Genomic DNA, 20,569 nt, shown 5'->3' on the forward strand with positions numbered 1-20,569 from the left:
GGTTTCGAATTCAGCCCGAGCGTGGTTAGCAGAAACCGGCCGTCTTGAGCAATTGATAGGCTTGGATCACGTCACGGAAACGGTCCTCGGAAGCCCGATCACCGCCATTGGCGTCCGGGTGATGGCGCTTCACAAGTTCTTTATAGCGCGACTTTATGTCTTCGCCAGTAGCTTTTGCACCGAGCCCGAGCGTATCCAGCGCTTTTGATTCGAGCGGCTTCAATTTGCGCACGTGAGTCCGCACGCCGCCGAACACGCTGTTCGGGTCGCGGAAGCGGTTCTGGTAGGCTGCCCGGCCGGAGCGCATCTTGGAGAAATCCGGCGATGCCTTGCCGGTGCCGCCGGCGCTGGCGGATCGGGCGCTCGGTCCGGCGCCGCTCCCCGGCAGGCCCGCAACGGTCCATGTCGGACGGTCGCCGGTCAGCGCTTCCTTCTGGTAGCGCGCCACTTCGACATCCGACAATCCGGAGAAGTAATTATAGCCCTTGTTGTATTCGCGTACGTGATCGATGCAGAAATGGAAGAACTCGCCCTCCTTTTCGCGTCCGACAGGCGCGCGGTGCGGCCCCGGCTTGTCGCAGCCGTCCCACTGGCAGATATGCTTGTGTGATTTCTCCTCCTCTGCCTTTTTGGGGCGGATTCGGATACTGTCAAAATATTTCGAGTTCGAAGTCATCTATTCAGAGGATCGCTGCCTGATTGGTTAAGGACACAACAATTGACATTTGCCCATGGTTCAACCTAACGCCTGAAATGGCGGTAAATTTGTGATCATGTTCGGATTTGCCAAGTGAAACTACCATATGGGCGCAGGAGAGCGAAATGTCCACACAGTCAGCCATCGAAAACAAACTGACGAAGGCTTTTCATCCGATTTCATTGGCCGTGATCAATGAAAGCCATCTTCACGCTGGCCACCACCATTCCGACGGCGAGCATCATGCCACATTCGACGGCTCGGGCGAAACGCATTTTCGTGTGCGGATTGTCGCGGAAGCCTTTTCAGGCATGTCGCGTGTCGAGCGCCACCGTTCCATCAACAAGGTTCTAGAGGACGAGCTCAAGGGAACCGTGCATGCGCTGGCGCTGGAGCCATCGGCGCCGGACGAGGCGGCACGGCGCTAGGTCGAGCGAGACCACGCTTGCGGCTTTGCGGCCTGGGGCTTATTTGCCCCGCTTCTCCTGCAGAAAGCCCAGGACGGCCGAAGCGGGCACGTCCCTGGCGATGAACGAGCGGCCAATTCCCCGCGTCAGGATGAAGGTCAGCGCACCGCGCGAAACCTTCTTGTCCTGGGCGATGTAATCCATCAGCTTTTCTGCCGGCGGTATCTCCCCCGCGATCGCGTCGATCGAGACCGGCAGGCCGACCTCGCTCAAATGCGCCTCGACGCGGGCGGCATCGTCAGGGCTCGCAAGGTTCATCCTGGCGGAGAACTGATGCGCCAGCACCATGCCGATCGCCACGCCTTCGCCATGCACCAGGCGGGCGGAATCATATCCGGTCGCCGTTTCGAGCGCGTGGCCGAAGGTGTGGCCGAGATTGAGCAGCGCGCGATCACCCGTCTCGCGCTCGTCGCGGGCCACGACATCGGCCTTTGCCCTGCAGGAAACGGCGATGGCCTCGGCTCTTTCGGGGCCGCCATCGAAAATGCCCTGCCAGCTCCGCTCCAGCCAGGCGAAGAAGTCCGGCCTGTCGATCAACCCGTATTTGGCGACCTCGGCATAGCCCGCCCGGAATTCGCGCTTCGACAGCGTGTCGAGCACGTCCATATCCGCCAGCACCAGTTGCGGCTGGTAGAACAGGCCGACGAGGTTCTTGCCGTGGGCGGTATTGATACCAGTCTTGCCACCCACCGAACTATCGACCTGGGCCAGCAGCGATGTCGGCATCTGCACGAAATCCATGCCGCGCCGCGCAATTCCCGCGGCAAATCCGGCCAGATCGCCGATCACGCCGCCACCAAGGGCGATCACGATATCGCCGCGCTCCAGCCGTGCCGAAAGAATGGCATTCGTGACCGTTTCCAGCGTGCCGAAGCTCTTGGATTTCTCGCCGGGCGCGACGAGCACCGGCGTCGACTGGATGCCGGCCGCAGCCAGACTGTCCGCAAGGCGTCCGAGATGGAGCGCGGCCACGGTCTCGTCGCTGACGATCGCCGCCTTCACCTTGCCAAGACGGGCAGCGATCTCCTGCCCCGCCCGCTCCAGCAGGCCCGAACCGATCAGAATGTCATAGGAGCGGTCCCCGAGCTGCACGGGTACGAGCGTCGGGGCATCATGCTTGGACATGGGCGTCTGTTCCATCATTGGCGGCGTCGAGAAGGTGGGCGGCAAGAGCCTGCATGGCTTCCAGCGCGATTATTTCTTTCTTTTCATCCCGCGAATGGATGGTCAGATCCGCCTGGGCATAGACCGGATAGCGCTCGGCCATCAGGCGCTCCATGACGCCGCGGGGGTCGCTGTTCTTCAGCAGCGGGCGGTTCTGCTTGCGCTGGACGCGCGCCATCAGGATGTCGAGCTCCGCCTTCAGCCACAGCGATATGCCTTCGCTGGCGATGGCGCCCCTCGTCTGCTCGTTCATATAGGCGCCGCCGCCGGTCGCAAGGACGATGGGGCCCTCCTCCAGCATGCGGGCGATGACCCGCCGCTCGAGATCGCGGAACTCAGCCTCGCCATAGGCCTCGAACAATTCCGGTATGGTCATCGTCGAGACTTTTTCGATCTCGTGATCGGCATCGAAAAACGGCAATTCGACCATCGATGCCAGCTTCTTGCCGACGGTCGACTTGCCGGCGCCCATCAGGCCGACAAGCACGATCGACCGATGACCCAGCTGCTCGCGGATCGATCGGGCGAGTTCCGGCAGGTCGGCAGGAAGCGTTGCATCGTCGGTCGTGTTCATAAAGCGTTTCGACAGGAAAACCCGGGCGGCGTCAAGCAGACTGTAGCGTCGATTCATCAAATGCTAAGGCTTTTTCGGCAGGATTATGGAACCGAAATCCGTATGATCGCTTCGCAATGCCAACGCTTACCAGATTGATCATCGTCCTCGCCGTTCTGGCCTGCATCATTTATGCGGGCATGCTCGCGCTTGCCGCGTTCGTGGAGCCCAGGCAAGCCGAGATGACGATTCGCGTTCCGAGCGAGAAACTCAACCCCAAGCCGCAGAAACCGTGACCATGCGTGCCGCAGCCGCTATCGAAACCTTCCTTGAGATGATGAGCGCCGAGCGCGGCGCCGCCCAGAATACGCTCGACTCCTACCGGCGCGATCTCGAGGATGCCGCCGCCTTCACATCGGCGAAGGGAACGCAGCTGACCGTGGCCGGCTCCGACCTGATCCGCTCCTATCTCGACGATATTGCCGGGCGTGGCTTCGCGGCCACTTCACAGGCGCGGCGGCTTTCTGCCCTGCGCCAGTTCTTCCGCTTCCTCTACGTCGAGAATATCCGCACGGACGATCCGACCATCACTCTGGACGCGCCGAAAAAGGGCCGCAGCCTGCCGAAAATATTGAGCGAGGCGGATGTGGGCAAGCTTCTCGCGCGGGCGGAACTGGAAGCGCAATCGCCGGAAACCGCGCCGGGCGGGCGGCTCCAGGCGCTTCGCCTGCATGCGCTGCTCGAAATACTCTACGCATCCGGCCTGCGCGTTTCGGAACTGGTCGGATTGCCGGCTACCGTGGCCCGCTCCGACAGCCGTTTTCTGATGGTCCGCGGCAAGGGCGCCAAGGATCGCATGGTGCCGCTTTCGGGCAAGTCGCGGACGGCGATGGCCAGCTATCTTGCGGCCCGCGATGCCATCGATAGCGCCGCCGACAATCCATGGCTCTTCCCGGCGCTGTCGGAGACCGGGCACCTCGCCCGGCAGGTGTTCGCCCGGGAACTGAAGGGACTGGCCGCCCGCGCCGGCCTGCGCAGCACCGCCATATCGCCGCATGTGCTGCGCCACGCCTTTGCCAGCCATCTCTTACAGAATGGCGCCGATCTGCGTGCCGTGCAGCAGCTTCTCGGCCATTCCGACATTTCCACCACGCAAATATACACACATGTGATGGAAGAGCGGCTGCACCAGCTTGTCACCGAGCATCACCCTCTGGCAGACTGATGAGGGAGGCGTCCGATGATCGGCGCCAGAGGCAAAGCCGGCCATGTGGCGCTTGTTGAAAAGGTTGTTCGGATCTGAAGCGGCATCCGCGCCGGCAGCCGACGACCGCGAGATGATCCGCATCGATGCGCAGGGCTTCCATCGCTCCACTCCGGCGACGCGATCGATGCGATGGCGCGAGGAATGGAGCTGGGACGAGATCGATGGCTTCGGTTTCTCGTTCAAGCCGGCATTGTTTCCCGACCCCTGGTTCGGCGACTATATGGAGAGCGAATGGTTCTTCATCGTTTCGAGCGGCAGCGGCCCGGAAAAGATCCATTTCGACGTGACCTGGCTGGATATCGACCGGCTTCCGGCGGCTCTCGTCGAAAACATGCCGGATATCGATCTCGGCAAATTGCGCACCGGCCTCGCAACTGCCGCCAGGGGCCCGCAACATTATGAAGGCGAGGGCGAATGGCTGGCCTGGAGCCGGCCGAAACGCCGACGGAAGAAAGCCGCACCCGCCAGGAAGCCGCGGCAGACGCGCACCAAGCGGGCCGGCTAGCCACCACACCTTTGCCCGAATCCGCCCTATAAATCCGCTGCCGGAGTTTCTTCCCACCATGCTTCCTTGACATGAGCGCCGGCAGCAGCCAGTTAGAAACAAAAAATTCACCGTTTGCAGGCAGACATTTCGCCCATGTACAACTATCTCGATTTCGAAAAACCTGTTGCCGATCTCGATGGCAAGATTCTCGAGCTGAAGAAACTCGCCGAAGAGGGCGGTGCGCTCGACACGAACGACGAGATAGCGCGGCTGGAGAAACGCTCTGCCGAAGCTCTGCGCGATCTCTATCGCAAGCTGACGCCATGGCAGAAGGCGCAGATCGCCCGTCATCCCGACCGGCCGCACTGCCTGGACTATATCGGCCGGCTGTTCACGGATTTCACCCCCCTCGCCGGCGACCGCAATTACGCCGACGACGAGGCGGTCCAGGCTGGCCTTGCCCGCTTCAGCGGCCAGGCTGTCGCCGTTATCGGACAGGAGAAGGGCAGCGACACCAAAACCCGCCTGAAGCACAATTTCGGCATGGCCATGCCCGAAGGCTACCGCAAGGCGGTGCGCATCATGGAACTGGCGGACCGTTTCCAGCTTCCGGTCCTCACGCTCGTCGATACCGCCGGCGCGTTTCCGGGCATCGCCGCCGAGGAACGGGGACAGGCCGAGGCGATCGCCCGCTCCACGGCCGCCTGCCTCAATGTGAAGGTGCCGATCGTTTCCGTCATCATCGGCGAAGGCGGCTCGGGCGGCGCGATCGCGATCGCCACGGCGAACCGGGTCTACATGCTCGAACATTCGATCTATTCGGTGATTTCGCCGGAAGGCGCCGCCTCGATCCTCTGGCACGATTCGACGCGGGCGAAGGACGCCGCCACCTCCATGCGCATCACGGCCCAGGATCTCTATGAACTGAAGATCATCGACGGGATCATCCCCGAGCCGGTCGGCGGCGCGCATCGCGGCAAGGAAGCGGCCATCGAAGCAACCGGCAACATCATCAATGCCGCATTGAATTCGATGAGCAACATGGACGGCGAAACATTGAAGCGCGACCGCCGCGAGAAGTATCTCGCGATCGGCCGCAATCTCTAGAAACGACAGGCCGGCGATAAATTGTTGCGGTTTTTTGTCAAACCGGCTTGCAATTCATCGACCGACCCATTAGGAACCGCGCTGCGCAGACAAATGCGCAATGTGGCACGCGCCCGTAGCTCAGCTGGATAGAGCACCAGACTACGAATCTGGGGGTCAGAGGTTCGAATCCTTTCGGGCGCGCCATTTTTTCCCACTTGTCGAATGCCATGCTAGATTGCCTTTTTGGCCACAAAGTTGCCTTTGGGTCAGGATTGCTGTCTTTTCCCGCCGCTTCCGACCGACAGGTTGAAAGCGGTGCGACCACCCATTTCGGCCTCGCGACCAAACAGAATATTTCATGATCAAGGCATTCAATGGCTGCTTTGCGTCCCAGTCCAGCCGTCCAGCCAGCTGCAAAAATTCCTCAGCCCCCAGCCGCCTTCTTCTTCCGGTGGTCGGCTAGTTGATCCCACAGGCCAAGTACAAGCAAAGAATGGATAAGAAGATCACTAATCACTGCGTTTATCATACCGCGCTCAAGAGTACCGTGTGCAATCGAGTTCCGCAGGTTTAGTCCCCGAGGATCGGAGTAAATGAGCTTGAAATAGAGCGTCAAATCAGCGCCGAAGGTTTCCTTAACACCCTTGTTTCCGAATATTTCACCCATGCCGATAGCGATCTCGCGATCCAGTATAGTCGGGTGCTTTCTAGTGACGGGTTCACCCAGTTTACCGGTGATGGTACGGAGTGCACGCTCTATTTGGGGGACCAGCACATGGATTGCTTTCATGTGATCGTGAGCAAACCACGCGCCCACGCCTTCGAGTAGGAAGCTGGAATCTTCGAATAGACCCGAGCGCTCGGCAAACCCGGTAACCGCATATGGGTTGAGTTCGTGCTTCTCGATCGCTGCCTGCAGCGCACGGTGCAGGTATGGTGAAGTCCACTGCACGTTCTGCTGGGCATGATGGATTACACGTCCATCAAGATCGTCTTCTATCCCTCCGAGCATCGCGGCTTGATGATCTTTCGCCATTATCGCGATCGGAATGAAGTTCATGATCGAACCCTCGCCATCCTCCCCGCCTTTTTTGATCTGCGCCTCTATCTGCGCAACCTCAGGCACGAACTGGTTCGCTATCCTGGCGAAGGTGTGCAGGGGATCGTCGGTGACCACCGTGGAAACGAACGCCTCCATTTCTTCCTTCGTAATCGTCTGAGTGGTCTCGAACGACTGCATTTCATCTCGAGACGCTTCGATTGCTTTTATCCGCGCGATCCTCGCTCGCTTCGCATCCTCTGGCTTGCCGGCATCGAGATAGGCATTCTCGGCGCTCTGGAGCATAGAAGACGCGCGCATGTTGTCACCAAGACCGGCGGTGTGCTCGAAAGCCCGACCCACTGTCTCTTGAAGCCGGACCACGTCCGGACGGCTACCGACGCGACTGTAGTAGGCCTGCAGCCGTTCAGAGACGTTTTCGAGCTGGAAAGGGTCAAACTTTTTAGGGTTCGCAGTGTCCGCGTAGTCAGCCGCCAGCCCTTCTAGGCTCTGGGCGAGATAGGCACGCCTGTCATCGGTCAATCCCCTATCCGCGATCAGGCGGTCGTAGGTCTTCCACCACCACCCCTCTCCCGCCACGGCTTTGTCATGAAGCTGCAGGAGCATGACGATGACTGCCTCGGAGCGGTCGTTGTCCCGGATCTGGCGAGCGATATCGAGTGCCCGGCTCGCTGACGCGATCTGCTCATGAAACTCGGTGACGAGACCACTAGACACGCCCTCGAGATATGCATCAACGGCAGCGATGGCATGGCGAAAATTTGGCTTAGCATTGCCGACCGTCCTCGCAAGCTCCCAGCATAGGTCCGCATAGCGAGCCTGCAGTCCTGGGTGCCTGAACTGACCGACACGGCTGGCCCAATGCTGGAAGATGGCTTCGTCGACTTGATCGACAGCCGGTGCGAATGCCTTCTTCCCGTCAATGCTGATCCATGAACCGAATGGGCCGAAGTAAGAATGCCATGGCTCAAGGCCCCAGGCTTCGGTCGTCAGGGTCCATGCGACAAGTTCAGCAAATGCACCGGCATTTAGATCGGCGTCGAGATCTTTCCCGAGCGTCGTGCGAGCCTTCATCAACTCTGTCTGAAAGTAATGAGACGGAAGCGGCTCCTGTCGTGTTTCGACATCAGCGATAATGTTCTCGAACTCTACTGGTATCTTCATCGGCCCCTCCACAATCATACCTCTATGGATAAACGAAATCGGAACTTCGCGCTGCTCAAATGTCCTATGGAGGAGGGGCCGTTTTCGAGAAGTCACTACAGATTTTGGAACGCCCGAGATTAGGTTGGATCCAGTCAGTTGGCAAAGCGCCCTCATATCGGTCGTAGAGATGAGCTTTTGCTCTTCCTGAAAGCAGACATGGTCGACGATCACGCAAGAGGTCATGGTTGGCCTAGAGGCGCTCACGCCACCCAGCTATATGCCGCACCGTCGCACCATAAGGCGGGAGAAGAAGTAAATCGCAGCCAAATAGCCGCCTGGCTCCGACCTCGAAGCAAGACTAAAGAACAACATAGCTACAGCGTGGAACGTACCGCTTGAACAAACCTGTCGTAGGCGGCTCCGTCGTCCCTTAGGACCTGTCGAAGACCAGCATTGATCTCCAGCTGGACACCCGAACTCGTCTTTCCGAGATTACAAATATTCTGCGGCTCCATGCCGCCGTAAGCCCCTTCCGTCACGACCTTACTATCGAATCCGGCAGCACCGAGCGCGGCATGGATTCGCTCTCGTAATACAGTATCGCGTCCTCCGACTTGAAGAGACAGTGTATCATGTTTGAGACCGTGCACTGTTAGCACCTTCTCACAAAGCCCTATCATCCCCAGTGCGCGCGGTTCGTTGAACCGATGCGAAGTGATGTGAAGGTCCTGATTCGCCGTCTTCTTGAGGCCTTTGAAAGCGTAGTAATTATGATCCTCGCCCGCAATGGACCGCACGAGCTCGGCGGTGAGGAACTCGATACCTCCGCCATGTGGTGCCACGATCGCGATCCGGCTACCCGAGATCGGCCGTGCCGTGACAGAGTAGTGGATGTCCTCGACTTCGTGCTGGCAGAGTTCCTCGTAACTCGTGTATTTGTCCTGGTGCGCCATTCCCCCTCCGATAGATTCCCTTCGTTAAAGAAGATCGTTGTCGTCAATTGAGCCGAACCCCGTCAGGCACTGATGAGCCATTGGGCCCGTGAGGCACCACCCCGCTGAGCGTAATCCAACCCGTAAATCATAAGATCGGCAAGATGCGCATTCACCGCGGCTTTGGATATGCCAGGCTGCACGCCGAAGACTTCGAAGGTCAGTCCTGTCGGCGGTGCCTCCTCCAGCGTCTGTTTTAAGATCTGGAGGTCGCCGATCGCAAAACGGGAAGGATTGCGGTGACGTCCTGCATTTATGCGATGCTCGATGTGCTGGACCAGTACCGCGGCATCGCAATAGGTGATAGATTTCAACATCTGCCCTGAGACTTCGTAGACGTCGTTTACGCGTCCGCCGGACGGGACACCACCAGCACCTTTGCAGTGATATAGCCTGACTACGACGGTGCCATTCGGATTTTTTACCACGGCGATGTAGTCCGCCGCTTCGCCGCTTCGGTGGTCATAAACGAGCGCAATAGTGTAGGGCACGGCCATCAGGTATCGCTCAAGCCATCGATGGACACTCAACCTCCCGTCCGGCTGATCTGGTCCGAATTCCAAATCGATCTTACAATTGTCCCAGCCAAGAGCCTCTGCGTCGCCATCGCGCAGCTGGCTCACGACTGCTGTTGCAGCTGCGATCAAGTTCACGCCGACGAAGGAGGACTTGTCGGCCGCGTAGAAGACCGGCGGGTGCTCGGACAGCCATGACGCCAAGTCTGACCATTCGTCATAGCCAGTATGGATCTCGACATCCTTCGCGCCGACTTTCGTGAACAGCGCACCACCATCGATACCGAAGCGGAAGCTCTCGTTGAAAGTGTCAGAGGCGACGTTAAACGTCATAGCGGAACGCGTGACGTCCACTTGCCAATTGGCCAGCTCTAGGTCTGTTATGTTGCCATAGGACCACGGCTCGCCTGCGTGGTTTCTCCACCGAATCCGTTGCGCAAGCCGGTAGGCCTGTTTGTGCCAGCCAGCGGCAATGATCCGCTCGGGAAGTTGTCGAAGGGTGCGGGCGTGCTGGATAATATCTAGTTGCGAGGCCGAGATGCCGCCCCCACCGCCAAGTCTGCCATTGAGCCCGGTGATCCACTCTATGTATTCAGCGACGGTCAGGCGTTGATTGGACCAGATGCGCGAGCTGCTGCTGGCGCCGATCGTCTCGCGGACGTCGTCACCGCCGACACCGCTGCCGAAAAAGTGGCCTTGGGAATAAGCTCGGGCGTCGCCGCTCGTTATCGCGCGCTCTGCGGCCGGGCCTGTCATCACCCGGTAAGACTCAGCCTGAGAATTGACCGCCGTGTTTCTCAGGCCGACGTTGTAGAACCTAAGGTTGTTCAGCCCACTCAACGCACGGCGCGTTCGCTCATAGCTAATAGGCCTATGCTGGTCGGGCAGCGCGGTCTGGATGAGGTCCTGATAGATGCGCGCCGTTCGGCGGGTCGAGCCGATGAAGCACAGGTGAGAGGCCTCGTTGTAGGCCAGGAGGAATACATCATGACGCACGTTGACCAGAACGTCAGATGTCGCCCAGCTCGGCGGTGAGGTATCGACAGTGAGGAGAAGCGATATAAGCCCATCCTCCGATGACCATTGCTTCACCACCCGCAGATCACGACCTATGGTATCGCCGAACTGCGAGAAGTCCGGTTGCGCGTAGCATTCGAAGATCTGCGCGTGCGCGTAGAGCTCCAACAGGAGTGGCGTCACGGAATCGTAGTCCGAGTCCGCCTGTTTGCTGATCTTGAGCAGGTCCAGGACCTCTCGATCCGCTTCTGCATCCGCAATCTGCGCCCGAGCGACTTCATCGATCAACTCGGCGACGTCGATCCCTTCCTTGAACAGTTTCAGCGACGCCGCCTTGAGTCGCGATATTGGCGCCACTAGCGTGGCATCGCCGGTCGCAGCATCGTTCGTCCGTGCGAAGCGACCGATGAACTGCAATGTAGGTACTAGGGAACGATGGGGTGCGTGGAGAGCAGCGATCTTCAACTTAGGAAAGTCATAGCCCTCACCGAACATGTCGACGCAGACCACACCATCGATTTCCCCCGCGAGCAGCTCTGCCTCCGCCGTGTCTTGGGCACGCTTGGAAGCATGGCTGTCGATAGTCCTGACGCGGGCGCCGGCCTCGGCATAGACCTCGACCAGCCTCCGCGCTGATGCGATCGTCGCCGCTCGGGCAAAAATGCGATGGTCAAAGCCATTCGCTTGGTCGGCACGCAGCCGCGCGACCGCAGTTCGGGCAACCGAACGATCTATCTCCTCGTCATCGTTTTCATTCCGCACTGGCGCCGGTGTGAACGTTACCCGCCCGAATGCCGATTCCTTGGCGGCCTTCGATACTGGGTAATAATAAGCCATTCTTCCCGGGATCACCTTTCGATCGCGGCGGAACGGAGTGGCGGTCAGGAAGACGAACTTCGCGTCCGGGTAGTGCGCAAGGAAAGCCGCCCACGTTTCTGCAGGCGCATGATGCGCTTCGTCGAAAATGATGACGTCGAACAGATCCGGCGGCGCCTGCGGCGCGACGACAGGCGATAGGCTCTGAGGCGTCGAGATCACTAGGTCCTGCTCCGCAAGCTTTAACCACTCGGCCGCATCTGCAGGAGCACCCTTCTGACTATGGACCTTGGGGTTAGGCGTGGCCTCATCGAGTACCCGGAGCCGCCGCAGGACGGAAAGCTCCTTGAAATGGCCCGTGGTCTGCCGCCGCAGGGCGTCGGAGGGCTCGACGACCAATACCCGCACGGCCCTCAGCAAAAACGGCAAGGCCATGAGTAGTGCCGTCTTTCCGTAGCCGGTGGGTAAGGAAAGAATCGCGGGTTCGTCGTAGACCGAGAAATGCGCTAGGGAAGAATGCAAAGCGCCCAACTGTCCCGGGCGAAAACCCGTATTGGGCGCACCTACCAGATTCAACGCAAGGTCGTTGTCTATGAAGTATGGCATGGCGTCCCCCCGTAGCATTGGACTAGATTCCATTTGAGTACGCAAGTATCCCCCGGGGAACGTAAATTGATGACGCCTTCCCCCAACACTCGGCATAGAATGTGCATGCCCTATTTTGTGGTCTAATCGAACCTCGAGTGCCACGAGACATGCCTCTGATTACTAGCCCTATCCTCCAGATGCGGAAAGGCACGCCAGTTAAATGCGCCGCATTTGAATAATTCTAAAGCCAATCCAAAGGTGAGTGCATGAAGACCCAAGCGGGTCCGTCGGCTATACTTATTGCATCTATTTTCTCGCTTGGTCATTATACGTGAGACAAGAAGCGCGAACCGCTCGAAAGGGAACAACTGAGTGGATATATGGATAAGCTGGGGGGCAACATGGCGAATGGGGCGGCATCACTTACAGAACTGGAGAGGCGCGTCGTAAAGGCGCTCTTCGTGAAGAACTGGCGCAACCAGGACATACACGCCTGGGTCAACACGGGACGGTCACCGACCGTGAACTTTGCGCGGATTGCCTTTGTGAAGAAGAACGCCGCTCAAGTGGTGGCGACTGAGGAAGAGATCGCATTTTTTCTCAAGCATCGGAAATCGCGCGATCCGGAAACGGGCCTGAACCCATACGACGATGAAAAGCTGATCCGGTCGCGTGAAGCCATGATTCTTGCCGTTCAGATATTCAATAGCCCGGCGATGAAGTTCAAGACTGAGGTTTTCTGCGTTCTGGCCAACATCGCTTGGACCTACCTCATGCATGAGTATTACACGCGCAAAACACCCGTAGCGATCAAAAAAAACGACGGTCACTCAGTACCGCTAAGCGAAATGATCGAGAGGGGAGACTGCCCGCTTTCCGATGGGATCAAGCAAAACCTTAGGGCGCTGAAGAAGCTCCGCGACAAAGTCGAGCACCATCTCTTGGGTAAAGCGGACCTAAAGTGGCTCGGGATATTCCAGGCGTGCTGCCTGAACTTCGATACAGCCATCTGCAAACTATTTGGCGATGAGCTGTCGCTGTCGACTGAACTTGCGTTCGCTCTCCAGTTCGCGCGGCTGGACCTGGAACAGGTGACCACTGTCAACAAGTACGAGGTGCCACCTGAGATCGACGCGATCGACGCTCAGTTGACAGAAGGTATGACGCCGGAGCAGCTCAACAATACCGAGTTCCAGTTCCAGGTGGTCTACACGCTCACCGCTGCCTCTAAATCAAAGGCGAACATCCAATTCGTGAAGCCCGACTCTGCAGCAGGGAAGCAGATCCACAACGTGCTCACTAAAAAGGTGATCTCGGATGATGAGTACCCGCACAAGCCGGGAAAGGTGGTTAAGCTCGTAGCTCAGAAAAGCAAAAAGACCTTCACGACACACAATTTGCAGCAGGCCATTCGCTTGTATCAGGTACGCCCTAAGAACGGCGCTCCACAGCCGGAAAACACTGACAAGACACACTGCATCTATCATGCGGCGCATAAGGACTATACGTATTCGGATGAGTGGGTGGAGAAGCTCGCCGCTGCAGCCAACGAGCCGGCTGAGCTCACCAAGATCAAGGCGGTGAAACTCTAAATACTTTGCTCTGGAATCTCGTTTTCGCAGCTTACGCACGGGCAGCTGGAGTCCAAATTCTCTTGGCTGCCGTGAACTGGAATGGCTGGAACAAAGCGCAAGACGTTTACGATATTGAAGTGTGGACGGTCCGCTACCTGTTACCGCCTCTACGCTGTGTCTGTTTTAGGATGCGTAGGAGCCGGCCGGAATGTCAGATATTGGGCGCTCCTGCCTAGCAGCTATGAGGCCGTTACCGCTTTCGGATTTCTAGGTCTGGAAAGCCCTCATATAGCACCGCCCAGCGAATACTGGTAGATCAATCGATTATGAGCAGTGAAGATTCGCCTGTCGATACAATAACAATTGATAAGGTTCGAGCCTCGAAGGCCGGACACGCTTATCACGAGGCTTGGGCAGCGCGCACGGCTCTCGAGCTCCTGCTGCCGTCGACCGACCTTACATCAATCACGCTCGAAGGGTTCGATGAACGGGATGAACAGGAGCTCGGAATAGGTGCCGTCGAAATTGCCGATCTTGTCCGATACCATGGTGGTACAGATGTGGCCGGATCGCATCGAGTCACTGTCGTCCAATTCAAATACTCAATAGCCAGCGCGAAAAGCGCGGTGAGAGCCGCGGACCTAGCTTCCACGCTCGTCAAATTCGCGATCACCGACGCCGAGCTTCGTGTTGCTCACGGCGATGAGCATGTCGAAAAGGCGGTTCGGTATGAATTCTCTACGAATAGGCCCATACATGACAATCTAGGCTCGGCAATTACCGCAGTGATCGCAGGTTCGGACGTAGACGGTGATGTAGGCCGACAAGCGGGACAGATCGCGCATGCCCTCGAAGACTACCCTCATGAACCGGCCGAACTGTTGCGCCGACTCGAGTTGGTCGGCAGCAAAGGAAGTTTAGTCGATGCAGAGCGACTGATCTCCGCTACGCTGGCGGCTTGGAGCGAGCCTAGTGATCCCGATGCGGAGAAGCGCTTACTTAAGCTGCGTAACCTCATAAGGATAAAGGCCGGTCCTGGCAGTGAAGCCGACAAGCGCGTCGATCGTGTAGCGGTCTTGGCCGAACTGGAGGTCGAACACGAGGATCGGCTCTATCCCACACCTGATGCTTTTCCTGAAGTTCAGGACGTCGTTCAGAGAGCTGTGCTTGCCGACGTCTTGGCGCAGGCTCGGCAGCCCGGTGCGCCACTCATTCTCCATGCCGCGGGCGGAATGGGCAAGACTGTTCTAATGCAAGGGCTCGCCGACCAGCTGCGCGCGGACGGCCCCGTAGTCCTGTTTGATGGGTTCGGCGCTGGCAGGTGGCGTGATCCTGCCGACGGTCGGCATCTTCCCGATCGAACATTGGTGCACCTTGCCAACCTGCTCGCCGGCGAGGGGCTATGTGATATCCTGCTTCCGATTGCCGACGCAACGAGCCTGCTGAGAGCCTTTCGTCGTCGCTTGGTCCAGTCGGTGGCAACGGCTCGCAACACAAATCCAGAGGCCTGCCTATCACTGGTCTTGGACGCGATTGACCATGCGGGATTAGCCGCACAGGCAACCGCTACCCCGTCTTTTGCTCACCTCCTTCTGCGAAGCGTCAGCGTCGATCCCATAGAAGGTGTTCGTTTGATTGCGTCATGTCGGACCGAAAGGCTTGCGATCGCGATCGGAGACAGCACCAACCGTGGATTTCCGATACCATCGTTCACAGATGTCGAAGCACGGACACTGATCGCACGGCGCGTACCAGATGCGTCCGGAGATGAAGTTGCTGCACTACTCACGCGGTCAGGTCGCAATCCGCGCTGTCTCGACAGCTTGATCACGACCGGCCGACCCTTTGACCCCCTGCTATCTCCGGATGCCACTAGCGAGCCGAATGATCTCCTCGATGCTTTGCTGCGCAAGCGCCTAGCGGAAGCGCGAGACACTGCCCATGCGCGTGGAGCCCAAGACGCCGATATCGACCTTCTACTTGCGGGCATCGCTTTGCTTACGCCCCCGGTGCCAATCGAAGAACTCGCCGCCGCACACGGCCTGATCGCGGAAGAAGTCGAAAGCTTTGCGGCCGATCTGGCACCGTTGCTCGAAAGAACACCTCATGGCCTGATGTTCCGCGACGAGCCGACGGAAACCCTCGTGCGATCGACCTATGGCACCGATCAAGCAAGCCGAGATCGTGTCATTTCGGCACTGCAAAATCGGCAGCTAACATCAAATTATGCGGCTAGGGCGTTGCCCGCATTACTGACGTCGCTCCGCGATGCAGATCAGCTCATTCGACTGGCATACGATCTTCGCGTTCCCGACGGCGCTTCGCAGGTTAGCACCAGGGACATTCGCTTGGCTCGGGTCACCGCCGCGATGGCATTGGCAGGAGAACTCGGCCGGCGAGACGATCTGCTTAAACTTCTCTTGGAAGCGTCATTCGTTGCGGCCGGCCATGAGCGTTCCGACCGATTTCTCTATGAGCATCCAGATCTCGCAGCCGTCGCCAATGACCCCGAAGCACTGCGGCGGCTCGCCCTTACGAATGTTGGTTGGCCGGGAGGGAAGCACTCCGCGCTGGCATTGGCGAACGCTTTCGCTGGCGATCGTGACGAAGCCAGGAGACATGCACGTCGATCAATCGACTGGCATAATTGGGCGGCGCAATCGCGCCGAGGCAATTGGTTCAATACTTCTAACGTGTCTCGCGATCGGGACGACGTCGGCTTTGCCTACGTTGAAATGCTTGCAGGAAACGACGTGCGTGTGGCTGAGTTTTTTGGGCGCAGAGAGGACGGAACTGCATTCGTCAAATTCAGCGAGCTCTTTGATCTCCTTGAACGCCATGAAACGACATCTCATGCCCCATCGGCGCGAGTAGTCTCGAGATTGTGCGGATGTCGCCTGCCATTACGCTCTCTCTTCGCCGCTGCCATGCGGTTCACCGAAAGGGACGACACTCGAGACAAACGGGTCCTCAGAGCGATGGCCGCTGCCCCGCCGGTCACGGCCGAGGGTGAAGGCTTGGCGATGGCCAGTGTGCTCGCGGCAGCTCGGGCTGCCGATCTCGGATTGTATAAAGAGGGCATGAGCCTCGTAGAAGGCGCCGGGCTTAAGGCCCAATCCATCTTCCATTATTCAAGCTACAATACACTCGATCGTACGATTGACCTGACTGTGGCAGCAGCAGGAGTGAGATCCGCGCTGCGGGGCAAGCCCGTCACGTTGATAGACATCGCGCCTTCTGAGCTTATCAAGCTCGTCCCGAAAAGCGCGAGGACGCGTGGCGCAGCGGCATTTTCGCGCGCTCTCACACAGAAGCTAGCAGAGCCGAAATATGACGGTGCTCGACCGCAGCGGAAACGGCGTGGCGGTCTCGATGATAAAGACCGCTCAGATTATTCCCGCACGCTCAGCAGCCGGATCACGCCGCTACTGCAATATGCTCAGGACATTGCGAGCATCGTCCGCCCGCCATCTGGCCGCACGCGTATTGAGATGGTGAGCACGGCCTTCGATCGCCTCATCGGTGATGTGGAGAGGTCCTCTAACTACCCCTATCGTGACGGAAAGGCATATCTTGCCCGGACTGGATTCCGGGCAATTTTCTACGTGTCTGATGCGCTGGGAGCATTGGATCCAGCGCTCGCGAAACGGATGGTGGATTGGCTGGCAAGCGCTCCAGGTTTGTTCGCCCAGGAACTTACCGACGCCGTTGCTAGGCTATCGCGCGTCAAGGAATGCCAAGATGCGGCGCTCACTCTCGCTGGCCATGTTGAACGCAAGATTCAGCTCGACACGGATGTAGGCTCCAGGGTGACAGCCTATGGGCGCCTTTCACGAGCTGTGTGGCGAGTCAGCACCGAAGAGGCGTCTGCCTACTTTAGAAGAGCGCTCGATCTGGCAGAGGCTATCGGCTCGGACGATTTCGATCGTACCAACCATCTGCTGGAACTTACGGGGCACTATTCCGGCCCGGAACTCTCGGCGGTGGCGGCGCACACGCTCGCTCGTATCCTAGAGTTGAACCAAGGTGAAGACGGACGCTTTCCATGGATCGAATATGCTCAGACTATGGTTCCGATCGCGGGCTTGGGGGTGCTTGCAATGCTGGCTCGCTTGGACGACAGGGATGTCGCGCGGCTAAACTTGTCACTTGGGCCCACTCTGACGGTCCTTATGCGCCAATCGAAACTCCCGGCGGCGACAGCGGCAGCGCTGTTCGGCTTGGCTGCACCGGGCGAGGCCTGGACCTGGCGCATTTCGGATTTCGCCTCCGAGGCAATCAAGCACCTACCGAAGGACCACCTTGAATGGTTCTTCAATCTGCTTCTCGTCGAGATCGATCGCGACGATCAACTGACGCCTGCGCGCGAAACGATCGAAGGTCTGCAACGCCTCGCTCAGCAAACACTCCCAGCGACATCGAAATCTCGAGCTCGGATTGAGGGGCTTCTCACGTGGCGTGGCCCACTTTCCGAAACTCCGCCATCACCAGTCACTTCGGCTGCAAGTCCCGAACCTCCCCCAATTTTCCCGATCGATCTGAGCGATCCCGATGAGATCGATCGGCAGATTTCGAGCGAAGAAGTGGACCAGACAGGGCGGCGCTGGCCGGTTCGAACGCTGCTCGAACTTGCAAAGCGGACATCCACACCCGCGGAACGCCTTGGATTCGTGCGGGCTGTCGTCGAGTCTAACATCGCAACTCTGGCTGACAAGGTCAGTGCGTTGGACAATTACGTCGAAGAATGGAGCAAAATCTCGACAGCTATGCGTGATGCACTGCCGAGGCTTGGGCTGCGGCTGGCGTCAAAACATGCCGCGGAACTGGCTGGCTCAAGCAGTGATGCCTGGGGTGCCTGGCGGGGGCTTGAGAAATATTTCCTAGCCGATCGGATCGGGCTGGTCGAACATGTCGTTGCCGGGCTGCGCGGGGTTGCGGACGAACTTGGAGGGAACGCATGGTTGGCGTTGGCTGCGCGATTGGCCGCGGGCGTCAGCAATCAAGCGATAGCTGAAGGATTGGACCGCTTTTTGGCCAGCAGCGCCGAGAAGCTGCCGACGGAAGTCGGCGATGGGCCTTGGGACGATCGCCTTTTGATCCCCGAAGACGAGGCGGACCTGGTAGCCGCTCTTTTATGGGCTCGACTTGGCCACCCTGTTGCAGCGATGCGCTGGCGCGCGGCGCATGCGATCAGACGTTTGGCGGAGATCCGGCGTTTCGATATCCTAGATCAGCTTATCGCACGCTTCTCTTCGAAGACAGCTTTGCCATTCACCGATGCAAAGCTCCCGTTCTACGCGATGCATGCTCAGCTTTGGTTGTTGATCGCTCTGGCGCGTGTGAGCAAGGACAATCCTAACAGACTCCTTTGCCATCGTTCTTTCTTTGAAGGCGTCGCCCTGTCGTTGAAATTTCCGCATGTGGTGATGCGGTCGTTTGCCATCGACATATTACGGAATATCGCCCCCGCGCTCGCTCCCACTGAAAGCGCAGCGTCAATCGATGCTCTCTCCGCTTCGAACGTGTCGCCCTATGCTAACAAGCCCCGGGCCGGCTACGCCGAGTTTCGCTATGTCCCGCGCCCAGACTCTTCACCGCAGCCGGCTGATGCTTTTCACTTAGACTACGACTTTAACAAATATCAGGTCGACCGTCTGTGCGATGTGTTCGCTTGTCCTAGCTGGGAGGTGGAGGACCGTATTGGCGGTTGGGTGCGCCGTTGGGACAAGACGGTGAGCGCCATGCACGAATGCCCACGCGAATCAAGCTACGGCGACACTTGGTCATCCGGCTATGTTCCCGGTCGGGATCTCTATGGAGGATATCTCGGCTGGCATGCCCTTATGCTTGCCGCAGGTGACCTGCTCGCTTCGCGGCCGGTCGTAGGTGACGACTGGAGGGGGGATGCTTGGGCGGATTTCTTGAACGAGTACCAGCTTTCCCGCGATGACGGCTTGTGGCTCGCTGATCTCACCGATCAGTTTCCTCTCGATTTGGTCAAGGAATTGGACATTCCCATGCCGGAGAGTGGCGAAAGTCGAAGCACTATTCGTGACGATGCCCGGCTGTTGGCCCCAATGCTGGGCATCAACAACGGGAAGCTAGCGGCAGAATGGACTCCCGTCGCGGGACGTTGGTCAATCAACCGGGATACGAACATCACCATCCGAAGCGTGCTGGCAAGCGATAGCGATGCTCGTTCAACCGCTATGACCTTGCTTTCCGATGAGGCCTTTTTTCGTTGGCTCCCGGATGACGAGGATGAAATTACCCGTCATTTCGGGAAAGACGACCATAGCGTTCAACCATGGGTCGCTGAGACTCCCAACACCCAACGGCAGCTCGATCGCCATGACCCATATGGTAGCCCATCTGCCTTGGACCGCCCCTTTCCGACGGACGTCGTCAGGGAAGTGCTGGGCGTCACGCCGAGTGATGTTGTCGTCCGTCGATGGTCGATCGATACCGCTCCGGGCTTCTATGCGGAGGCTTGGGGAGCCGAAGGGGGCCGTGGAGAACATACATGGAGCGAGATGGGATCAAGGATATTCACCAGCACCTGTGCACTGGAGTCTCTGCTTGAGGCAACTAACCGAAACCTCGTCATCCTGGTTAAGCTGCAGAAATATCATCGGGGAAAATCGAGCGGGCGCATCGGCGACACTAGCGCCTTTACGCATCGCTCCCTGATCGTCGTTTCCAATAAACGTGGGCAGGTCTGGCTACCACAGCGCCTGTCGAGTAAGGCCAAAATTGCACTCGACACACTAAATGTCGATCGCCGGCGCGACTTCTATGCGCGCTTTCGAGCCATCGCCGGCCTGCCAGATGAGTGGCTTGCTCGGCGAAACACGCCGCCAGTGGATCCTGAACGCGTTCGCAAATTGATAGAAGGGTTGGCGGACGATAAGGCAAGCCCGCAGTGAGCGAAGTGCGAACTAGACCTAGCGTTCGCTCACCGTTGGTTCAGCACCCTGCCAGTGGCCGAGATGAGGCTTTTTGCGACTAGAATTCGCCAATCTTTGGCTGTGTCAGGGGAAATTCGAGAGTGATGCAGCCGTCACCGTGGACTGCCGCCATTTAACAAACCGACGATCCCGTCCGGATTGTGCTCCATATCGGTTTGTCACGCGGACC

General features: G+C 58.5%; 13 protein-coding genes and 1 tRNA gene. 8 read left to right on the top strand and 6 right to left on the bottom strand.

Going from position 1 to position 20,569, the window contains the following annotated elements; all coding sequences use genetic code 11:
• Window positions 1-25 precede the first annotated feature (25 nt).
• Window positions 26-676, bottom strand: coding sequence for a J domain-containing protein (locus tag OSJ75_RS04470; protein WP_250019908.1), 651 nt, complete (start codon window positions 674-676; stop codon window positions 26-28).
• A gap of 146 nt (window positions 677-822) precedes the next feature.
• Between OSJ75_RS04470 and OSJ75_RS04475 the strand changes: the two genes are divergently transcribed.
• On the top strand, window positions 823-1,125 hold the full coding sequence (locus tag OSJ75_RS04475; protein WP_250019909.1) for a BolA family protein: 303 nt from the start codon (window positions 823-825) through the stop codon (window positions 1,123-1,125).
• A gap of 39 nt (window positions 1,126-1,164) precedes the next feature.
• Here OSJ75_RS04475 and aroB read toward each other — a convergent pair whose 3' ends face one another.
• Both aroB and OSJ75_RS04485 read right to left on the bottom strand, forming a co-directional pair.
• Window positions 1,165-2,289, bottom strand: coding sequence for a 3-dehydroquinate synthase (aroB, locus tag OSJ75_RS04480; RefSeq protein WP_250019910.1), 1,125 nt, complete (start codon window positions 2,287-2,289; stop codon window positions 1,165-1,167).
• Window positions 2,276-2,902 (bottom strand): shikimate kinase, encoded by a 627-nt coding sequence (locus OSJ75_RS04485; RefSeq protein ID WP_250019911.1) that lies wholly within the window; start codon window positions 2,900-2,902, stop codon window positions 2,276-2,278. The genes aroB and OSJ75_RS04485 overlap by 14 nt, the downstream gene beginning before the upstream one ends.
• A 116-nt stretch (window positions 2,903-3,018) precedes the next feature.
• Here OSJ75_RS04485 and OSJ75_RS04490 point away from each other — a divergent pair, with 116 nt between their 5' ends.
• The 5 genes from OSJ75_RS04490 (at window position 3,019) to OSJ75_RS04510 (ending at window position 5,928) form a co-directional block, all read left to right on the top strand.
• Complete coding sequence (locus OSJ75_RS04490) at window positions 3,019-3,177, top strand: histidine kinase (RefSeq protein ID WP_250019913.1); 159 nt, start codon at window positions 3,019-3,021, stop codon at window positions 3,175-3,177.
• Window positions 3,178-3,179: 2 nt separating this feature from the next.
• Window positions 3,180-4,106, top strand: a complete 927-nt coding sequence (locus OSJ75_RS04495; protein ID WP_250019915.1) for a site-specific tyrosine recombinase XerD — start codon at window positions 3,180-3,182, stop codon at window positions 4,104-4,106.
• Between the two features lie 55 nt (window positions 4,107-4,161).
• A complete protein-coding gene (locus OSJ75_RS04500; RefSeq protein WP_267227085.1) occupies window positions 4,162-4,653 on the top strand; it encodes a hypothetical protein in 492 nt (163 codons plus the stop codon).
• 135 nt (window positions 4,654-4,788) lie between these two features.
• Window positions 4,789-5,742: an acetyl-CoA carboxylase carboxyltransferase subunit alpha gene (locus tag OSJ75_RS04505; protein ID WP_267227086.1), complete on the top strand. Its 954-nt coding sequence runs from the start codon at window positions 4,789-4,791 to the stop codon at window positions 5,740-5,742.
• Window positions 5,743-5,851: 109 nt separating this feature from the next.
• Window positions 5,852-5,928: transfer RNA gene (locus OSJ75_RS04510), tRNA-Arg, on the top strand.
• A 220-nt stretch (window positions 5,929-6,148) separates the two neighbouring features.
• Here the strand turns inward: OSJ75_RS04510 and OSJ75_RS04515 are convergent.
• The 3 genes from OSJ75_RS04515 to OSJ75_RS04525 all read right to left on the bottom strand — a co-directional run bounded on the left by OSJ75_RS04515 (window position 6,149) and on the right by OSJ75_RS04525 (window position 11,876).
• Window positions 6,149-7,948, bottom strand: coding sequence for a DUF4209 domain-containing protein (locus OSJ75_RS04515; protein ID WP_267227087.1), 1,800 nt, complete (start codon window positions 7,946-7,948; stop codon window positions 6,149-6,151).
• 356 nt (window positions 7,949-8,304) lie between these two features.
• Window positions 8,305-8,883 (bottom strand): poly-gamma-glutamate hydrolase family protein, encoded by a 579-nt coding sequence (locus tag OSJ75_RS04520; RefSeq protein ID WP_267227088.1) that lies wholly within the window; start codon window positions 8,881-8,883, stop codon window positions 8,305-8,307.
• Window positions 8,884-8,945: 62 nt separating this feature from the next.
• Window positions 8,946-11,876 (bottom strand): DEAD/DEAH box helicase, encoded by a 2,931-nt coding sequence (locus OSJ75_RS04525; RefSeq protein ID WP_267227089.1) that lies wholly within the window; start codon window positions 11,874-11,876, stop codon window positions 8,946-8,948.
• A 362-nt stretch (window positions 11,877-12,238) separates the two neighbouring features.
• On the opposite strand from OSJ75_RS04525, the gene OSJ75_RS04530 reads away from it, so the two are divergent.
• Both OSJ75_RS04530 and OSJ75_RS04535 read left to right on the top strand, forming a co-directional pair.
• Window positions 12,239-13,450, top strand: a complete 1,212-nt coding sequence (locus OSJ75_RS04530; RefSeq protein WP_267227090.1) for a DUF3644 domain-containing protein — start codon at window positions 12,239-12,241, stop codon at window positions 13,448-13,450.
• A 308-nt stretch (window positions 13,451-13,758) separates the two neighbouring features.
• Window positions 13,759-20,358 carry a hypothetical protein gene (locus OSJ75_RS04535; RefSeq protein WP_267227091.1) on the top strand — a complete coding sequence of 2,200 codons (6,600 nt, stop codon included), beginning with the start codon at window positions 13,759-13,761 and terminating at the stop codon, window positions 20,356-20,358.
• The last annotated feature ends 211 nt before the right edge of the window (window positions 20,359-20,569 follow it).

This window comes from Phyllobacterium sp. 0TCS1.6A (assembly GCF_026420825.1).
GTDB lineage: Bacteria > Pseudomonadota > Alphaproteobacteria > Rhizobiales > Rhizobiaceae > Phyllobacterium.

Coding starts and splice junctions, on each gene's coding strand:
- aroB (WP_250019910.1), bottom strand. CDS start 2,289: ATGTCCAAGCATGATGCCCCGACGCTCGTACCCGTGCAGCTCGGGGAC.
- OSJ75_RS04530 (WP_267227090.1), top strand. CDS start 12,239: ATGGATAAGCTGGGGGGCAACATGGCGAATGGGGCGGCATCACTTACA.
- OSJ75_RS04495 (WP_250019915.1), top strand. CDS start 3,180: ATGCGTGCCGCAGCCGCTATCGAAACCTTCCTTGAGATGATGAGCGCC.
- OSJ75_RS04490 (WP_250019913.1), top strand. CDS start 3,019: ATGCCAACGCTTACCAGATTGATCATCGTCCTCGCCGTTCTGGCCTGC.
- OSJ75_RS04475 (WP_250019909.1), top strand. CDS start 823: ATGTCCACACAGTCAGCCATCGAAAACAAACTGACGAAGGCTTTTCAT.
- OSJ75_RS04505 (WP_267227086.1), top strand. CDS start 4,789: ATGTACAACTATCTCGATTTCGAAAAACCTGTTGCCGATCTCGATGGC.
- OSJ75_RS04470 (WP_250019908.1), bottom strand. CDS start 676: ATGACTTCGAACTCGAAATATTTTGACAGTATCCGAATCCGCCCCAAA.
- OSJ75_RS04485 (WP_250019911.1), bottom strand. CDS start 2,902: ATGAACACGACCGACGATGCAACGCTTCCTGCCGACCTGCCGGAACTC.
- OSJ75_RS04525 (WP_267227089.1), bottom strand. CDS start 11,876: ATGCCATACTTCATAGACAACGACCTTGCGTTGAATCTGGTAGGTGCG.
- OSJ75_RS04535 (WP_267227091.1), top strand. CDS start 13,759: ATGAGCAGTGAAGATTCGCCTGTCGATACAATAACAATTGATAAGGTT.
- OSJ75_RS04515 (WP_267227087.1), bottom strand. CDS start 7,948: ATGAAGATACCAGTAGAGTTCGAGAACATTATCGCTGATGTCGAAACA.
- OSJ75_RS04520 (WP_267227088.1), bottom strand. CDS start 8,883: ATGGCGCACCAGGACAAATACACGAGTTACGAGGAACTCTGCCAGCAC.